The sequence below is a fragment of the Variovorax soli genome (assembly GCF_031454625.1).
GTDB lineage: Bacteria > Pseudomonadota > Gammaproteobacteria > Burkholderiales > Burkholderiaceae_C > Variovorax > Variovorax soli_A.
Genome location: NZ_JAVDRF010000006.1, coordinates 166038 through 183013, shown reverse-complemented (window position 1 = coordinate 183013; position 16976 = coordinate 166038). Strand labels below are relative to the sequence as shown.

Here is a 16976-nt window from a genome sequence, read left to right as displayed (position 1 = left end):
GCTGCCCTCGGGCAGCTTTTCTGCGTTTTGGCTGACATCGGATGGCTGAAGGCAGGCGCACGCTGCGAAGCACTTTCAACGAAGGAGTTCGCCATGAAGAAGCTTGCCGCATTGATCGCCGTCGCGTTCACCCTGGCCGTGCCGCTGCACGGATGCAACACCTGGAGAGGTGCGGGCCAGGACGTCCAGAAGGCCGGAGAAAAGATGGAGGACTCCTCCAAGAAGCGGCAATAGCGCGCTTTGCCCGCGGCACACATCGCACCCGGGCAATCGTGTCATCGCGCATCGCGATGACCGCCTCCCAAAAACAGAGGGAAAATAGAGGCCTCCATCTCCAGATGAGATGACAGCGCCTCTTCATGATCTCCTCCGAACGCAGCTTCGCCCGTCGCATCGACCTCACGTCGTTGCAGCTGTTCGTGGCTGTCTGCGAGCTCGGCAGCATCGGACGCGCGGCGGAGCGTGAATTCATCGCCGCCTCCGCCATCAGCAAGCGGCTGTCGGACCTGGAGACCACGCTCGCGACCCCCCTGCTCTACCGCCACGCGCGCGGCGTCGACCTGACGCCGGCCGGCGAGAGCCTGTTGCACCACGCCCGCTCGGTCCTCTACAGCCTCGAAAAGATGCAGGGCGAACTCAGCGAGTACGCCGACGGCGTGCGCGGCCACGTGCGGGTGCATGCCAATATCTCGGCCATCGTGCAATTCCTGCCGGAAGACCTCGGCGCCTTCACGCGCGAGCACGACGCGATCAAGATCGACCTCGAGGAGCACCTGAGCAGCGAGGTGGTGCGTGCGGTCCACGAAGGTGCGGCCGACCTGGGCATCTGCCACATCCCCGAGGGCGCCAGCGAGCTTCAAAGCTTGTCATACCGCCATGACTCGCTGGTTCTGATCGTGCCCGAGGGCCATCCGCTGGCAGGCCAGCGCGCGATTGATTTCGCCGATTCCCTGGCCTTCGACCATGTAGGCCTGCACACGAACAGTTCCATCTACGTCGCCATGCACCAGGCGGCACTGGACGCCGGCCGCACGATCAAGCTGCGCATCCACGTCACCGGCCTGGACGCCATGTGCCGAATGATCGAGAACGGCCTCGGCATCGGCGTGATGCCCTTGCGCGCCTTCGAGCTCATGCAAGGCGGTATCGGCCGCGGCCTGCGCAGCGTGGCGCTTGACAATGCCTGGGCCCAGCGCGAGATCCGGCTGGTGGCGCGCGACTTCTCCACGCTCCCCGTTGCTGCACGCATGCTGGTCAAGCACCTGCATGCACCGGACGCGGCGGCCGATCCGCTGGCGGCCTAGTACGAACCCCTCCCCTCCCCACGAAAGAGACCATCACCATGGCACGCACGCTCTACGACAAGCTCTGGGACGAACATGTCGTCCACACCGAGGAAGACGGAACCTCGATCCTGTACATCGACCGCCACCTGGTGCACGAGGTGACCAGCCCCCAGGCCTTCGAAGGGCTGCGCGAGGCGGGCCGCAAGTTGTGGCGCATCAGCTCGGTGGTCGCGACCGCCGACCACAACACGCCGACCACCCACTGGGAGCGCGGCTACGACGGCATCGACGATCCGATCAGCAAGGAACAGATCACCACCCTGGACAGCAACATCAAGGAGTTCGGCGCCGCCGCCTTCTTTCCCTTCCTGAGCAAGCGCCAGGGCATCGTGCATGTGATCGGCCCCGAGTCGGGCGCCACGCTTCCGGGGATGACGGTGGTGTGCGGCGATTCTCACACCTCCACCCACGGTGCCTTCGGCGCGCTGGCGCACGGCATCGGCACCAGCGAGGTCGAGCACGTGATGGCCACGCAGACGCTCCTGGCCAAGAAGGCGAAGAACCTGCTCGTCAAGGTCGACGGCAAGCTCGCGGCCGGCTGCACTGCCAAGGACATCGTGCTGGCCATCATCGGGCGCATCGGCACCGCGGGCGGCACCGGCTACACCATCGAGTTCGCCGGCTCGGCCATCCGCGACCTCAGCATGGAAGGCCGCATGACCGTGTGCAACATGGCGATCGAGGCCGGCGCGCGCGCCGGTCTGGTGGCGGTGGACGAGAAGACCATCGCCTACATCAAGGGCCGGCCGATGGCACCCACCGGCGTCGAGTGGGACCAGGCCGTCGAGTACTGGAAGACACTGCAGTCCGACCCGGGCGCGCACTTCGACAGCGTGGTCGAGCTCGATGCCGCGCAGATCAAGCCGCAGGTCACCTGGGGCACCTCGCCCGAGATGGTGGTGCCAGTGGACGGCCGCGTGCCGGACCCTGACAAGGAGAAGGACGCCAACAGGCGCGGCGCCATCGAGCGCGCCCTCGACTACATGGGCCTGGAGCCGAACAAGGCGATGAACGACATCTTCATCGACAAGGTCTTCATCGGCTCGTGCACCAACAGCCGCATCGAGGACATGCGGGAGGCCGCGGCCATGGTCAAGAAGCTGGGCCAGAAGGTGGCGAAGAACGTCAAGCTCGCGATGGTCGTGCCCGGCTCCGGCCTGGTGAAGGAACAGGCCGAGCGCGAAGGCCTGGACCAGATCTTCAAGGCCGCAGGGTTCGAGTGGCGCGAGCCCGGCTGCTCGATGTGCCTGGCGATGAACGCCGACCGGCTGGAGCCCGGCGAGCGCTGCGCCTCGACCAGCAACCGCAATTTCGAAGGCCGCCAGGGCGCCGGCGGTCGCACCCACCTGGTGAGCCCGGCCATGGCCGCGGCCGCCGCGGTGCACGGCCATTTCGTCGATGTCCGCCAATTCGCCTGAACGCCAAGGAGCCATCACCATGCAGAAGTTCACCGTCCACAAAGGCCTCGTCGCGCCCATGGACCGCGAGAACGTCGATACCGACGCCATCATTCCCAAGCAGTTCCTGAAGTCGATCCGGAAGACCGGCTTTGGCCCCAACTTGTTCGACGCCTGGCGCTACCTCGATCCGGGCGAGCCGGGCCAGGATCCGGCCTCGCGCAAGCCCAACCCAGACTTCGTGCTCAATCAGCCGCGCTATGCGGGCGCCTCCATCCTGCTGGCGCGCCAGAACTTCGGCTGCGGCTCCTCGCGCGAGCACGCGCCCTGGGCACTCGACCAGTACGGCTTTCGCGCCATCATCGCGCCTAGCTACGCGGACATCTTCTTCAACAACAGCTTCAAGAACGGGCTGCTGCCGATCGTGCTGTCCGAATCGCAGGTGGCCCAGTTGTTCGATGAGACCTTTGCCTTCCCGGGCTACAGCCTGACCATTGACCTGGAACGCCAGGTCGTCGTCAAGCCCGATGGCCGCGAGATCGCCTTCGAGGTGCAAGCCTTCCGCAAGTACTGCCTGATCAACGGGCTGGACGACATCGGGCTGACCTTGCGCCACAAGGACAAGATCCAGGCCTTCGAGGCGGAGCGCCTGGCCAGGAAGCCCTGGCTTGCGCACCAGCTGATCGCCTGACCCCTTCTCTTCATCCTTCCAGAACGACCTCATGAAAATCGCAGTTCTTCCCGGTGATGGCATCGGCACCGAAATCGTGGCCGAGGCCATCCGCGTCCTCGACGTGCTGGACCTGTCCTTCGAGATGGAATCGGCCCTGGTCGGCGGCGCTGCCTACGAAGCCAACGGCCATCCGCTGCCCGAGTCCACGCTGAAACTGGCCAAGGAGGCCGACGCGGTGCTGTTCGGCGCCGTGGGCGACTGGAAGTACGACCGCCTCGAGCGCTCCCTGCGTCCCGAGCAGGCCATCCTGGGCTTGCGCAAGAACCTCGGCCTCTTCGCGAACTTCCGCCCGGCCATCTGCTACGAGCAGCTGGTCGGTGCCTCCAGCCTCAAGCCCGAGCTGATCGCCGGCCTGGACATCCTCATCATCCGCGAGCTCACCGGCGACATCTACTTCGGCCAGCCGCGGGGCCGCCGCACGGCCGTGGACGGCCACTTCCCAGGTGCCGAGGAGGCCTTCGACACCATGCGCTACTCGCGCCCCGAGATCGAGCGCATCGCGCATGTCGCCTTCCAGGCGGCGCGCAAACGCAGCAAGCGGGTGACCAGCGTGGACAAGGCCAACGTGCTCGAGACCTTCCAGCTCTGGAAAGACGTGGTGACCGAGGTCGGCAAGGAATACCCCGATGTCGAACTCGACCATATGTACGTGGACAACGCCGCGATGCAGCTGGTCAAGGCACCGAAGAAATTCGACGTGGTGGTCACCGGCAACATGTTCGGAGACATCCTCTCCGACGAGGCGGCCATGCTGACCGGCTCGATCGGCATGCTGCCCTCGGCCTCGCTCAATGCCAGCAATCAAGGCCTGTACGAGCCCAGCCACGGCAGCGCGCCCGACATCGCCGGCAAGGGGGTCGCCAATCCTTTGGCTACAATTCTGTCCGCTGCCATGATGCTCCGCTTCTCCCTGAACCAAGCCGAGGCTGCCGACCGGATCGAGTCGGCGGTCAAGCACGTGCTGGCGCAGGGCCTGCGGACGGCAGACATCTGGTCGGAGGGCACGACCAAGGTCGGCACGCGCGAGATGGGCGACGCCGTGGTGGCAGCCATCACCAAAAAGACGATTACCGGCTAACCGCAGCCCGCTTCGTCACGCCCTTCCCCGGCTCGACGAGCCGGGCGCAAAGAAAAGACGACTTTTTTTCACAAGGGCAAACTGAAAATGGCGAACGCAACTCAACCTCTGGTCGGTCTCGTAGGCTGGCGCGGCATGGTCGGCTCGGTCCTGATGGATCGCATGCAGGCCGAAGGCGACTTCCGACTGATCGAGCCGCTGTTCTTCTCCACCTCGAACGCCGGCGGCAAGGCCCCGGCCATGGCGAAGAACGAGACCACCCTGAAGGACGCGCACGACATCGAAGCGCTCAAGAAGTGCGACATCGTCATCACCGCCCAGGGCGGCGACTACACGACTGCAGTCTTCCCCAAGCTGCGCGCTGCGGGGTGGAATGGCCACTGGATCGACGCCGCGTCCACCCTGCGCATGAACGACGATGCGATCATCGTCCTCGACCCGGTCAACCTGCCGGTCATCCAGACGGCCCTCGCGAAGGGCGGCAAGAACTGGATCGGCGGCAACTGCACCGTCAGCTGCATGCTGATGGGCGTGGGCGCCCTCTACAAGGCCGGATTGGTCGAGTGGATGACGAGCATGACCTACCAGGCGGCCTCGGGCGGCGGCGCGCAGCACATGCGCGAGCTTCTCACGCAGTTCGGAAGCCTGAACGCCGAAGTGCGCGCCCTGCTGGACGATCCGAAGTCGGCCATCCTCGAGATCGACCGCAAGGTGCTGGCCCGCCAGCAGTCGCTGAGCGCCGCCGAGACCGCCAACTTCGGCGTTCCGCTGGGCGGCAGCCTGATCCCCTGGATCGACAAGGACCTGGGCGACGGCTCCAGCAAGGAAGAGTGGAAGGCCGGCGCCGAAACCAACAAGATCCTCGGGCAGGGTGCCGCCTTCGGAACCGCAGCCACGCCGGTCGACGGCTTCTGCGTGCGCGTTGGTGCGATGCGCTGCCACAGCCAGGCGCTGACCTTCAAGCTCAAGAAGGACGTGCCGCTGGCCGACATCGAGGCGCTGATCGCCGGGGACAACGCCTGGGCCAAGGTGGTGCCGAACACCCGCGAAGCCACTCTGCAGGGGCTGACGCCGGTCGCGGTGACCGGCACCATGAACATCCCTGTCGGCCGCTTGCGCAAGCTCGCGATGGGCCCAGAATACCTGGGTGCCTTCACCATCGGCGACCAGTTGCTGTGGGGAGCCGCCGAGCCGCTGCGGCGCATGCTGCGAATTCTGCTCGAGGCATGATGCGGACCGGGCGTTCCCCTGAACGCCCGTCGTTGTGATGTCGCAACGCAGAAAAGGCGCCGAAGTTGGCGCGCACTGGGTAGATAAGGCCTGTCGCCTTGTCAGTGCGGGGTGATGATGTTAACGTCCTCTTACACTTTCGGGCCCAAATTGCCCTCTACCAGCATGACACGTCATCCGTTGCCTGCGGCCCGACTCCCGGCCTTGCGTCTTCCCGCCCGCGCTCAACTCTCTGTTCTCAGTACGGCGGTCGCCTTGGCGCTGGGGTTGGTGAGCTTCGACGCCGCAGCGCTGGCCCTCGGGCGGCTCAATGTGCAATCGGCTTTGGGCGAGCCCCTGCGTGCCGAGATCGAGGTCACCGAGATCGCACCGGGCGAGGCGGATGGGCTCAAGGTCAACATCGCCCCGGTCGATGCCTTCAATGCCGCTGGCGTGCCCTACAACGCGGTCCTGGCCGATGTGCGGACCAGCCTGCAGCGCCGCGCGGACGGCCGCTACGTGGTGCGCCTGACCACCACGCGCATGCTGGGCGAGCCTTTCGTCGATCTGCTGGTCGAGGCCAACTGGAACTCCGGTCGCGTCGTTCGCGATTACACCGTGCTGCTGGACCCGCCGAGGAGCCGCACCGCAACGGCGGCTGCGCCGATCGCGCCGACGGCGCCGCAAATCAGCGCCGCGCCGGCCCCGCGCAGCGCGGCCGCGACGGAAGCGCCCATCCGCCGCGCGCCCGCCGCGCCCGCCGCAGCGGTTGCGGCCGCCCCGGCAGCCCCGGCGGCCAGCGAGCGCAGCGTGCGCACCGGCTCGGGCTCCAGCTCGGGCGAGCAACAGGTGACGGTCCAGCCCGGCGACACTGCAGGCAAGATCGCTGGCGCCTACAAGTCGGCCGATGTTTCCCTCGACCAAATGTTGGTGGCCCTGCTGCGCGCCAACCCCAGCGCCTTCATCGGCGGCAATGTGAACCGGATCAAGGCCGGGGCCGTGGTCGACGTGCCGAACGCATCGCAAGCCGCCGCCGTCCCGGCCGACGAGGCCAAGCGCACGGTCACGGCGCAAAGCCGCGATTTCGGCGACTACCGCCGCCGCCTTGCCGAGAACGCACCCGCCTCGCAGGTCGCCGATGCCGACCGGCAGGCAAAGGGCAAGCTGCAGGCGAACGTCGAGGACCGCAATGCCGCCAACGCTGCCGCCGACAAGCTGCGCATCACCCAGGGCGGCGCTGGCCGGCAAACCGAGGAGCAGCTGGCCCGGAGCCGCCAGGCCCAGGAAAGCAGCACGCGCGTTGCCGAGCTGTCGAAGAACATCGATGAACTGAACAAGCTGCAAGCCGCCAGCGGCACCTCCCCGGCCGCGGCCGCGGGAAGCACGGCGGCGACAGCGGCTCCTGCGCCGGCCACCGCGGGCACCTCGGCGACACCCGCCCCAACGGCATCGGCGGCCAGTCCCGCCGCACCTGCTCTTCCCGCAGCGCTTGCGCCCGCGGCCAGCGCGACAGCCGGTGAACCGGCAGCACCTGGCGCGGCGCCCACGCCGGCGCCCGAGGCAGCCGCTTCCGCCGCCGTACCGGCAGCCACTGCGCCAGCGCCGGCCGCTGCCAAAGCGCCCGCCCCCGCCCCTGCGCCCGGCTTCCTTGACGAACTGCTCGCGAACCCGCTGATCCTCGCCGGGGCAGCGCTGATTGCGCTGATGGTCGGCTTCCTGCTCTACCGTGTTCTGGGCCGCAAGCGCCGCGAGGCCGGCGAAAGCGTGTTTCTGGAAAGCCGCATCCCCAAGGATTCGTTCTTCGGTGCCAGCGGCGGCGAATCCGTGGACACCAAGAACCGTGGCAACTCGGTCGTTTCCTCCCTTTCCTACTCGCCGAGCCAGCTCGACGCCGGCGACGTCGACCCGGTGGCCGAGGCCGACGTCTACCTGGCCTACGGCCGCGACCTGCAGGCCGAGGAGATCCTGCGCGAGGCACTGCGCGTCAACCCGGAGCGCACCGCCATCCATCTCAAGCTGCTCGAGATCCACGCCAAGCGGCGCGACCTGCGCGCTTACGAGGCGCTGGCGTCGGAGGTGCACAAGCTCACCGGCGGCGCCGGCACCGACTGGAACCGCGTGGTGGAGATGGGCAAGGAGCTGGACCCGGGCAATCCGCTGTACGAGTCGGGCGGCCGGAACGTGACGCCCGCTGAAGCTGCTGCTTTCGCAGGCACCCTGGCCGCTGCAACGGCAGCGCCGGCGGCGGTCGCTCCCGTGCCCGCCCCGGTCGTCGCGGCGCCGCCCCCTGCTTTCGTGCCCTCGGTCGCTCCGCTCGATTTCGACCTGGACCTCAGCAAGCCGGCGCCGCTCGCGCCGGCTGCCTCCGTGGGGGCCAGCCTGCCTCCGCAAATCCAGGTGCCCTCTCCCGCACAGCCCGCACAGCCAGTGCTGCGCGCGGCCGCCACGAACGGAAGCCATTCGGGTCCCACCGTTCCCTCCTCCAAGCTCGACCTGCACAACGACTTCGATACGGCCCCAGGCCTCCTGGAGCCCACCACGGTGCGCGCGCCACTGACTTCCGATGAGGATATGACGCAGCCGGCTACGCTGCGCGCCGGACTGCCGGGCGATTCCGGCTTCATCGAGTTCGACATGAGCTCGATGGCGGGGCTTCGCGCCCCGGCCGACACCGAGCGCGGCCGCCTGGAACCGATGGCAGAGGAAAGCAACGAAAGCCCCCACGCCATCAAGCTGTCGCTGGCGCGTGAGCTGAAGGCGCTGGGCGATGTCGAGGGCGCCCGCTCGCTGGTAGAGGAAGTGGCCGCCGAGGCTTCGGACGAGGTCAAGGCCGAAGCCAAGCAACTGCTCGGCCAGCTGCGCTGATCGGCGGATCGGCGCCGATTTCCCTGTGAGGCTGGCCCTCGGCGTCCGCTACAACGGCCAGGCTTATGACGGCTGGCAAAGCCAGCCCTCGGGCCGCACAGTCCAGGACAAACTGGAAGGCGCCCTCGGCCGCTTCGCGGACCAGCCCATCTCCACCCTTTGCGCGGGGCGCACCGATGCCGGCGTGCACGCGCTGATGCAGGTGGTGCACTTCGACACTTCCATCGAGCGCGAGCCCTTTTCGTGGGTGCGCGGCACCAACCGTTACCTGCCGGACGACATCGCCGTGCAATGGGCGCAGCCCGTGCCCGACCGGTTCCACTGCCGCGCCAGCGCCTTGACGCGGCGCTATCTCTACGTGCTGTCACAGTCGCCCGTGCGCCCGAGCCTGGATGCGGGCCGCGTCGGCTGGTCCATCCATCCGCTCGATGGCGATGCGATGCGAGCCGCCGCCGCCATGCTGCTGGGCCGCCACGACTTCAGCTCGTTCCGGGCTTCGGCCTGCCAGGCGCTGTCGCCCATCAAGGACCTGCGGCGCATCGAGATCACGCGCCGGGGCGACACCGATCGCTGCCGCTGGCACTTCGAATTCGAGGCCGATGCCTTCCTGCACCACATGATCCGCAACATCATGGGTTGCCTGGTCCGCGTCGGCCACGGCAAGGCGCCGCCGGAATGGATGCAGGAAGTCCTCGAAGCCCGCAGTCGGCTGGTCGCCGCGCCCACCTTCTCGCCCAACGGCCTCTACTTCCTGGGGCCGCTCTACGAGGCCGGATGGGGTCTTCCGCCCGAGGCCACCTTGCAGGCCGGGGGCGCTGCGTATGATGGCCCGCCATGATCGCCGCGCCCTCCACTGCCCGCACACGCATCAAGATCTGCGGGCTCACGCGCGAGCAGGACGTGGATGCCGCGATCGAAGCCGGCGCCGATGCCGTGGGCTTCGTGCTCTACCCGGCCAGCCCGCGCGCCGTGACCACGCAACGCGCGCGCGAGCTGGCTTCGCGCCTGCCGCCTTTCATGACGCCCGTGCTGCTGTTCGTCAACGAGCCGGCGGCAGCGGCCCTGGAGGCGCTGCAAAACGTCCCGGGCGCCATGGCCCAGTTCCACGGCGACGAGTCGCCCGAGCAATGCTGGGAGGCCACCGGCCGTGGCGCCCACCGCTTCATGCGTGCGGCCCGCATTCCACTCGGCACCGCCGGGGCCGGCTTCGACCTCGTAAAATACGCGTCCGATTACTCCCGCGCCCAGGCCATCCTGCTCGACGCCCACGTCGAAGCCTATGGCGGTGGCGGCAAGGCATTCGATTGGTCACTTCTTCCACCCGCCGTCGACGCTCACCTCGTCTTGAGTGGTGGGCTCGCACCTGCAAACGTGGGCGATGGCATCCGCCGGTTGCGCACGGCCGCGAAGTCGCTGGCCGTTGACGTGAGCTCCGGCGTCGAGGCCGCCAAGGGCATCAAGGACGCCGCGAAGATCCGCGAATTCGTGGCCGCCGTGCGGGCGGCCGATGCATTGACCTAGCGTGTCACCCGGCTCGATCGTCGGGCGGCCCGCCCACCCATCGAGACCATGAACAGCTACCAACAACCCGACGCCAGCGGCCATTTCGGCATCTACGGCGGCAGCTTCGCCAGCGAGACGCTGACCCACGCGATCAACGAATTGCGCGAGGCCTACGCCAAGTACAAGGACGACCCCGCCTTCCAGGCCGAATTCCGCTACGAGCTCGCGCATTTCGTGGGCCGGCCCTCGCCGGTCTACCACGCCGCGCGCACCAGCCGCGAGATGGGCGGCGCGCAGATCTACCTGAAGCGCGAGGACTTGAACCACACCGGCGCGCACAAGGTCAACAACACCATCGGCCAGGCCATGCTCGCCCGGCGCATGGGCAAGCCGCGCGTCATCGCCGAAACCGGGGCCGGCCAGCACGGCGTGGCCACTGCCACCATCTGCGCGCGCTACGGCCTCGAATGCGTGGTCTACATGGGCAGCCAGGACGTGAAGCGCCAGAGCCCCAACGTCTACCGCATGAACCTCCTCGGCGCGACCGTGATCCCCGTGGAATCGGGCAGCAAGACCTTGAAAGACGCGCTCAACGAGGCCATGCGCGACTGGGTCACCAATGTCGAGAACACCTTCTACATCATCGGCACCGTGGCGGGCCCGCACCCCTACCCGATGATGGTGCGCGACTTCCAGAGCGTGATCGGCGACGAATGCATCGCGCAGATGCCGGCCATGCTGGCCGCCCAGGGCATCACCGGCGAGGCCGAAGGTCGCCAGCCGGACGTGGTGGTCGCCTGCGTGGGCGGCGGCAGCAACGCCATGGGCATCTTCCATCCCTACATTCCTTTCACGGGCACGCGCCTCGTCGGCGTCGAAGCGGCCGGCGAAGGACTGGACAGCGGCAAGCACGCCGCCTCGATCCTTCGCGGAAGCCCCGGCGTGCTGCACGGCAATCGCACGTACCTGCTGCAGAACGAGGACGGACAGGTGACCGAGACCCACAGCATCAGCGCCGGGCTCGACTATCCCGGCGTGGGACCCGAGCACGCCTACCTGGCGGACATCGGCCGCGCCGAATACGTGGGGGTGACCGACGCCGAGGCGCTGGAGGCCTTCCACTACCTGTGCCGCACCGAGGGCATCATCCCCGCGCTCGAATCCAGCCACGCGGTGGCTTATGCCATGAAGCTCGCGAAGACCATGCGCCCCGACCAGTCGATCCTGGTCAACCTCTCGGGCCGCGGTGACAAGGACATCGGCACCGTGGCCGACCTGTCGGGCGTCGACTTCTACGACCGGCCGTCGATGCGCGGCCTCAGCGTGAAGGGAGGCCGGGCATGAGCCGCATCGCCGCCACCTTCGCACGTCTGCACGAACAGGGCCGCAGGGCGCTGATTCCCTACGTCACGGCCGGCTTCCCCTACGCCGACATCACGCCCGATCTGATGCATGGCATGGTGGAAGCGGGCGCCGACGTGATCGAGCTCGGCGTGCCCTTCTCCGATCCGATGGCCGACGGTCCCGTGATCCAGGCTGCCGGCGAAGCTGCGCTCGCACTGGGCGTCGGCATGAAGCAGGTGCTGGCCATGGTGAGCACCTTCCGCCGTAAGGATGACGCGACGCCGGTCGTCTTGATGGGCTACGCCAACCCGATCGAGCGCTACGACGGCGTGCACGGCAAGGGCAGCTTCATTCGCGACGCCGCGACTGCAGGCGTCGACGGCCTGCTGGTGGTCGACTATCCGCCCGAGGAATGCGAGGACTTCGCCGCCGGCCTGCAGGCGCACGGCATCGACCTGATTTTCCTGCTGGCGCCCACCAGCACCGCCGAGCGCATGGCGCAGGTCGGTCGCATTGCCACGGGGTATGTCTATTACGTCTCTCTCAAGGGCGTGACGGGCGCCGGCCACCTCGACACCGAGGCCGTCGGCCGGATGATCCCCCGCATCCGCGAGCACGTGAAACTGCCGGTCGGCGTGGGCTTCGGTATCCGCGACGCACGAAGCGCGCAGGCGGTCGGCTCGACGGCCGACGCCGTGGTGATCGGCACCCGCATCATCCAGCTCATCGATGCGCAGCCGCGCGAACAGGTGGTGCCGCTGGTGCGCGAATTCCTGGCCGAGATCCGGGAAGCGCTGGATGCGCTGCCGGCTGCGACGGCCAAGAATGCGGCTGGCCGATAATCGCGGGGTTTGCGCCCTTGCGCCCGGCCCTGCTCCCGCTGGCGGGATCGGGGCGCTACTCCTCGCGAAGGCCGCCTTCGCGACCACTTCAAACTGGAGCCTCCATGAGCTGGCTTGAAAAACTGCTTCCGCCCAAGATTGCGCCCACCGACCCGAGCGAGCGCCGCCAGATGCCCGAGGGCCTCTGGATCAAGTGCCCGAGCTGCGACACCGTGCTCTACAAGACGGACCTGGAGCACAACCAGAACGTGTGCCCGAGCTGCGGCCATCACCACCGCATCGGCGCGCGGGCGCGCATCGATGCCTTCCTGGACTCCGAGGGCCGCTACGAAGTGGGCCAGGAGGTGCTGCCCGTCGACGCCCTCAAGTTCAAGGACAGCCGCAAGTACCCCGAGAGGCTCAAGGAGGCGCTGGAGAACACCGGCGAGACCGATGCGCTGGTGGTGGTGGGCGGCTCGGTCCACAGCATCAACGTCGTGGTCGCCTGCTTCGAATTCGATTTCATGGGCGGCAGCATGGGCAGCGTGGTCGGCGAGCGCTTCGTGCGCGGCGTCGAGACTGCGATCGAGCAGAAAGTGCCCTTCATCTGCTTCACCGCCACCGGCGGCGCGCGCATGCAGGAAGGCCTGCTGTCGCTGATGCAGATGGCCAAGACCAACGCAGCGCTCACGCGCCTGGCCAAGAAGGGCCTGCCCTACATCAGCGTGCTGACCGATCCCACCATGGGCGGCGTGAGCGCCGGTTTCGCCTTCGTGGGCGATGTGGTGATCGCCGAGCCCAAGGCGCTGATCGGCTTTGCCGGCCCGCGCGTGATCGAATCGACCGTGCGCGTGACACTGCCCGAAGGCTTTCAACGCGCCGAGTTCCTGCAGACCAAGGGCGCGATCGACTTCATCTCCGATCGCCGCGAACTGCGCAAGACGATCGCCAGCACGCTCGCGATGCTGTTGCGCCAGCCCGCCGACGCCGTGATCTGACCGGGGACAGTCAGCCTTAGCGGCCCATGCCGAAGACCGTCGCCATCAAGCTGCCCAGCACGATGGCGCCGATCTGCAGCAGAACGATGGCGGCGAGCGGCGAGAGATCCACGCCGCCCACCAGCGGGATGAAGCGACGCAGCGGCCGCACCAGCGGTTCGGACAGCCGCGCGATCAGGTCCTGCAGCATCGACGACGCATTGGGCACCCACGAGAGAACGGCGTAGACGATCAGCAGCGCGGTCAGCCCCGACACCGCCAGCTGCATCAGGCCGATCAGCGACACCAGCGGCAGGATCGCCCAGCGCCCGAGCGCCCCGATCAGCGCCCACAGCACCAGGAACTTGAGCATCACCAGCAGCCAGGCGGCCACGGCGCTCGCCAGGTCCCAGCGCTTCACCGCGGGCACGATTCGCCGCAGCGGCAGCACGATCCAGTCGGTGATTGCGAACACGAAGCGCCCCAGCGGATTGCCGAAGGGCACGCGGTGGTACTGCATGTACAGGCGCAGCAGGCACGCTCCGCCGAGGAGGCCGACGATCACGTCGAGGAGAAACGATGGGATCTGGTAGAACATGGCGCGCGGTCGTGAACGGAATGCGATGATAGCCACGCAAGGTTCCTCGATGACCACCCACCCCCTCCCGCAGCCTCTGCCCCTCTTCCCGCTGGGCACGGTGCTCTTTCCCGGCGGCTTCCTGCCCCTGCGCATCTTCGAAGTGCGCTACCTCGACATGATCGGCAAATGCCACAAGGCCGGCACGCCCTTCGGCGTCGTGAGCCTGACGCAAGGCACGGAAGTCCGCCGCCCGGGTGCCGAGGCGGAGCGCTTCGCCGGCATCGGCACGCTCGCCGAGATCCGCGAGTTCGATGCCCCGCAGCCCGGGCTGATGCAGATCGCGTGCCTCGGCACGCAACGCTTTCGCCTGCGCTCCAGCGCGTTGCAGAAGCACGGGCTCTGGACTGCGGAAGCCGAGCCCGTCCCCGATGACGTGGCGCTCGACGTGCCCGACGATCTGCGAACCGTTTCCGATGCCCTGCGCCGACTGGTGGAGACCCTGGAGGAGCGCCGTCGCCTCGAAGGCGGCGAGCAGGTGCGCTTGCCGGTTCAGGCGCCCTTCCGCTTCGACGACTGCGGGTGGGTGGCCAACCGCTGGTGCGAGCTCTTGCCCGTGCCGGTGGAACTCAAGCAACGCCTGATGGAACTTGAAAGCCCCTTGATGCGCCTCGAGCTCGTCGGCGACCTGCTCGCGCGCACCGGCATCACCAAGTAGGCAGCAGCGGTCTTCAGGGGCACCACCCGGCTAAAATCGCCGGTTGCGCGCGACCACCTGCGCCCCTACTTCTCCCCTCATGTCCGACGTCCTCCCCTCTCCCGCCTCCACCCCCGATGACAACCAGCTCATTGCCGAACGGCGCGAGAAGCTGAAGACGCTGCGCGCGGCGCAGGCCGAGGGGAAGGGCGTTGCCTTCCCGAATGACTTCAAGCCCGCAGACCGCGCCGCGGCGCTGCTCGCCGCGCACGGCGAAACGGAGCCCGAAGCGCTGGAAGCCACACCGATCGACGTCAGCGTAGCGGGACGCATGATGCTCAAGCGGGTCATGGGCAAGGCCAGCTTCGCCACCGTGCAGGATGCCACCGGCCGCATCCAGCTCTACGTCACGCGCGATGCCGTCGGCGAAGAGGCCTACGCCGAGTTCAAGCGCTGGGATCTCGGCGACATCGTCGGCGCCGAAGGCACCGCCTTCAAGACCAAGACCGGCGAGCTTTCCGTCAAGGTCACGAAGCTGCGCATGTTGACCAAGAGCCTGCGGCCGCTGCCCGACAAGTTCCACGGCATGGCCGACCAGGAGCAGAAGTATCGGCAGCGCTACGTCGACCTGATCACCGACGAGGCGGCGCGCGAGCGCTTCACCGCGCGCAGCCGCGCCGTCAGCGCCCTGCGCGAATTCATGGTGAGCCATGGCTTCCTCGAGGTCGAGACGCCGATGCTGCACCCGATTCCCGGCGGCGCCAACGCCAAGCCCTTCAAGACGCACCACAACGCCCTCGACCAGGAGATGTTCCTGCGCATTGCGCCCGAGCTCTACCTCAAGCGCCTCATCGTCGGCGGCTTCGAGCGCGTGTTCGAGATCAACCGGAGCTACCGCAACGAGGGCATCTCGGTGCGGCACAACCCCGAGTTCACGATGATGGAGTTCTACGCGGCCTACTGGAACTACCGCGACCTGATGGACTTCACCGAGACGCTGATCCGCGCCATCGCGCAGAAGAGTGTCGGCAAGCTCCAGCTCGAGTACCAGGGGAAGCCGGTGGACCTGAGCCAACCCTTCGAACGGCTCACCATCCGCGAGGCGATCGCCAGGCACACCGAAGCCGGCGCGAACGCCGACGATGCCGCCTGGCTGCGCGCGTCGCTTCGCAAGCTCGGCCTGAGCGAAGAAAAGGACAAGCTCTCCCAGCGCAGCCTGGCGAGCCTGCAGGTCATGTACTTCGAGGAGACGGTGGAGGAGAAGCTCTGGCAGCCCACCTTCATCATGGAGCACCCGACCGAGATCTCGCCGCTGGCGCGCGCCAACGACGAGCGCCCCGAGGTGACGGAGCGCTTCGAGCTCTACATCACCGGCCGCGAGTTCGGCAACGGTTTCAGCGAGCTCAACGACGCCGAGGACCAGGCCGCGCGCTTCAACGCCCAGGTCTCGGCCAAGGACAGCGGCGACGACGAGGCGATGTTCTTCGACCACGACTTCGTGCGCGCGCTGGAATACGGCATGCCGCCCACCGGCGGCTGCGGCATCGGCATCGACCGATTGATGATGCTGCTGACCGATTCGCCCAGCATCCGCGATGTGATCCTGTTTCCTGCATTGCGCCGGGAATCCTGAACGAGCCGGCGCCCGTCCCCGGCATCGGCTCCAGGTCCAGTTCCGCGGTCGCATCGCCAAGGACAACCCGGCAGGTCCAGCAGCGTCGCCGTTCATGCCGCTCTTCGACTACACCCTGCTTCTCACCGGGAGGTACCACGACATGCTGGTCGCGGGCTTCCTGCTCTCGCTGCAGTTGCTGGCCGCCTCGCTGATGCTGGCCCTGCCCATCGCGCTGGCGGTGGCGCTCCTGCGCCTGGCGCCGGTGGCCGCGCTGCGGGGGCTGGGCTTCGCCTATGTCGAGTCGATCCGCAACATCCCGCTGCTCGCGCACATGCTGTTCTGGTATTTCGGCGCGCCCGAGCTGCTGCCCGTGCCGATCAAGCAGCGCCTCTACGCCGGCCATATCGAGGCCATGAGCGCGGTGGTGGCGCTGGGCCTCTACACCGCGGCCTACATGGCCGAGGACATCCGCAGCGGCATCAGCGCCATTCCCGCCGTGCAGATGGAGGCCGGCCGCGCCCTCGGCTTCGGCTTCCTCGCGACCATGCGCCGTGTCATCCTGCCGCAGGCGCTGCGCGTCACCATCCCGCCGCTGATCTCGCAGAGCCTCAACCTCTGGAAGGGCACCAGCGTGGCCACCGTGATCGGCGTCGCCGAGCTGATGTACCAGGCCGGACAGGTGGAGAGCGCCACCTTCCGCAGCGCCGAGTCCTTCGCCTTCGCCACCGCCGCCTACATCACGGTGTCGATGCTGATCACCGGTGCGGCCAGCTGGTACCAGCACCGCTTTCCGCCGAGGGCGCTGTGAGGACCG

16 protein-coding genes are annotated in these 16976 nt (G+C 67.7%); 15 read left to right on the top strand and 1 reads right to left on the bottom strand.

The window, feature by feature from the left end; translation table 11 throughout:
• Window positions 1-93: 93 nt before the first annotated feature.
• From J2739_RS16075 to accD, 12 genes are all read left to right on the top strand, one after another.
• Window positions 94-234, top strand: a complete 141-nt coding sequence (locus tag J2739_RS16075) for an entericidin A/B family lipoprotein (RefSeq protein WP_162576220.1) — start codon at window positions 94-96, stop codon at window positions 232-234.
• Window positions 235-359: 125 nt separating this feature from the next.
• Window positions 360-1304: a LysR substrate-binding domain-containing protein gene (locus J2739_RS16070; protein WP_309903378.1), complete on the top strand. Its 945-nt coding sequence runs from the start codon at window positions 360-362 to the stop codon at window positions 1302-1304.
• A 38-nt stretch (window positions 1305-1342) separates the two neighbouring features.
• Window positions 1343-2764 carry a 3-isopropylmalate dehydratase large subunit gene (gene leuC / locus J2739_RS16065; RefSeq protein ID WP_309903376.1) on the top strand — a complete coding sequence of 474 codons (1422 nt, stop codon included), beginning with the start codon at window positions 1343-1345 and terminating at the stop codon, window positions 2762-2764.
• A 19-nt stretch (window positions 2765-2783) separates the two neighbouring features.
• Window positions 2784-3434, top strand: a complete 651-nt coding sequence (gene leuD, locus J2739_RS16060; protein WP_309903374.1) for a 3-isopropylmalate dehydratase small subunit — start codon at window positions 2784-2786, stop codon at window positions 3432-3434.
• Between the two features lie 31 nt (window positions 3435-3465).
• Entirely contained in the window at window positions 3466-4554 is a 1089-nt protein-coding gene (gene leuB / locus J2739_RS16055) for a 3-isopropylmalate dehydrogenase (RefSeq protein ID WP_309903372.1), read from the top strand.
• Window positions 4555-4641: 87 nt separating this feature from the next.
• A complete protein-coding gene (gene asd, locus J2739_RS16050; RefSeq protein ID WP_309903370.1) occupies window positions 4642-5784 on the top strand; it encodes an aspartate-semialdehyde dehydrogenase in 1143 nt (380 codons plus the stop codon).
• Between the two features lie 255 nt (window positions 5785-6039).
• Window positions 6040-8628, top strand: a complete 2589-nt coding sequence (locus J2739_RS16045; protein WP_309903368.1) for a motility hub landmark protein FimV — start codon at window positions 6040-6042, stop codon at window positions 8626-8628.
• A 25-nt stretch (window positions 8629-8653) separates the two neighbouring features.
• Complete coding sequence (truA, locus tag J2739_RS16040; protein ID WP_309903366.1) at window positions 8654-9466, top strand: tRNA pseudouridine(38-40) synthase TruA; 813 nt, start codon at window positions 8654-8656, stop codon at window positions 9464-9466.
• Window positions 9463-10149, top strand: coding sequence for a phosphoribosylanthranilate isomerase (locus J2739_RS16035; protein ID WP_309903364.1), 687 nt, complete (start codon window positions 9463-9465; stop codon window positions 10147-10149). Before truA ends, J2739_RS16035 begins: the two co-directional genes overlap by 4 nt.
• 48 nt (window positions 10150-10197) lie before the next feature.
• On the top strand, window positions 10198-11475 hold the full coding sequence (trpB, locus tag J2739_RS16030) for a tryptophan synthase subunit beta (protein ID WP_309903363.1): 1278 nt from the start codon (window positions 10198-10200) through the stop codon (window positions 11473-11475).
• Window positions 11472-12317, top strand: a complete 846-nt coding sequence (trpA, locus tag J2739_RS16025) for a tryptophan synthase subunit alpha (RefSeq protein WP_309903361.1) — start codon at window positions 11472-11474, stop codon at window positions 12315-12317. The genes trpB and trpA overlap by 4 nt, the downstream gene beginning before the upstream one ends.
• Before the next feature lie 104 nt (window positions 12318-12421).
• Complete coding sequence (accD, locus tag J2739_RS16020; RefSeq protein WP_309903358.1) at window positions 12422-13294, top strand: acetyl-CoA carboxylase, carboxyltransferase subunit beta; 873 nt, start codon at window positions 12422-12424, stop codon at window positions 13292-13294.
• Window positions 13295-13310: 16 nt separating this feature from the next.
• Here accD and J2739_RS16015 read toward each other — a convergent pair whose 3' ends face one another.
• Complete coding sequence (locus tag J2739_RS16015; RefSeq protein ID WP_309903621.1) at window positions 13311-13871, bottom strand: YggT family protein; 561 nt, start codon at window positions 13869-13871, stop codon at window positions 13311-13313.
• A 49-nt stretch (window positions 13872-13920) separates the two neighbouring features.
• On the opposite strand from J2739_RS16015, the gene J2739_RS16010 reads away from it, so the two are divergent.
• From J2739_RS16010 to J2739_RS16000, 3 genes are all read left to right on the top strand, one after another.
• Window positions 13921-14568, top strand: a complete 648-nt coding sequence (locus tag J2739_RS16010) for an LON peptidase substrate-binding domain-containing protein (protein WP_309903356.1) — start codon at window positions 13921-13923, stop codon at window positions 14566-14568.
• Window positions 14569-14647: 79 nt separating this feature from the next.
• Window positions 14648-16180, top strand: a complete 1533-nt coding sequence (gene lysS / locus J2739_RS16005; RefSeq protein ID WP_309903354.1) for a lysine--tRNA ligase — start codon at window positions 14648-14650, stop codon at window positions 16178-16180.
• 94 nt (window positions 16181-16274) lie between these two features.
• Complete coding sequence (locus J2739_RS16000) at window positions 16275-16970, top strand: amino acid ABC transporter permease (protein ID WP_309903352.1); 696 nt, start codon at window positions 16275-16277, stop codon at window positions 16968-16970.
• The last annotated feature ends 6 nt before the right edge of the window (window positions 16971-16976 follow it).

Coding starts and splice junctions, on each gene's coding strand:
- asd (WP_309903370.1), top strand. CDS start 4,642: ATGGCGAACGCAACTCAACCTCTGGTCGGTCTCGTAGGCTGGCGCGGC.
- leuC (WP_309903376.1), top strand. CDS start 1,343: ATGGCACGCACGCTCTACGACAAGCTCTGGGACGAACATGTCGTCCAC.
- J2739_RS16075 (WP_162576220.1), top strand. CDS start 94: ATGAAGAAGCTTGCCGCATTGATCGCCGTCGCGTTCACCCTGGCCGTG.
- trpA (WP_309903361.1), top strand. CDS start 11,472: ATGAGCCGCATCGCCGCCACCTTCGCACGTCTGCACGAACAGGGCCGC.
- J2739_RS16010 (WP_309903356.1), top strand. CDS start 13,921: ATGACCACCCACCCCCTCCCGCAGCCTCTGCCCCTCTTCCCGCTGGGC.
- leuD (WP_309903374.1), top strand. CDS start 2,784: ATGCAGAAGTTCACCGTCCACAAAGGCCTCGTCGCGCCCATGGACCGC.
- lysS (WP_309903354.1), top strand. CDS start 14,648: ATGTCCGACGTCCTCCCCTCTCCCGCCTCCACCCCCGATGACAACCAG.
- J2739_RS16035 (WP_309903364.1), top strand. CDS start 9,463: ATGATCGCCGCGCCCTCCACTGCCCGCACACGCATCAAGATCTGCGGG.
- J2739_RS16000 (WP_309903352.1), top strand. CDS start 16,275: ATGCCGCTCTTCGACTACACCCTGCTTCTCACCGGGAGGTACCACGAC.
- accD (WP_309903358.1), top strand. CDS start 12,422: ATGAGCTGGCTTGAAAAACTGCTTCCGCCCAAGATTGCGCCCACCGAC.
- leuB (WP_309903372.1), top strand. CDS start 3,466: ATGAAAATCGCAGTTCTTCCCGGTGATGGCATCGGCACCGAAATCGTG.
- J2739_RS16015 (WP_309903621.1), bottom strand. CDS start 13,871: ATGTTCTACCAGATCCCATCGTTTCTCCTCGACGTGATCGTCGGCCTC.
- trpB (WP_309903363.1), top strand. CDS start 10,198: ATGAACAGCTACCAACAACCCGACGCCAGCGGCCATTTCGGCATCTAC.
- J2739_RS16070 (WP_309903378.1), top strand. CDS start 360: ATGATCTCCTCCGAACGCAGCTTCGCCCGTCGCATCGACCTCACGTCG.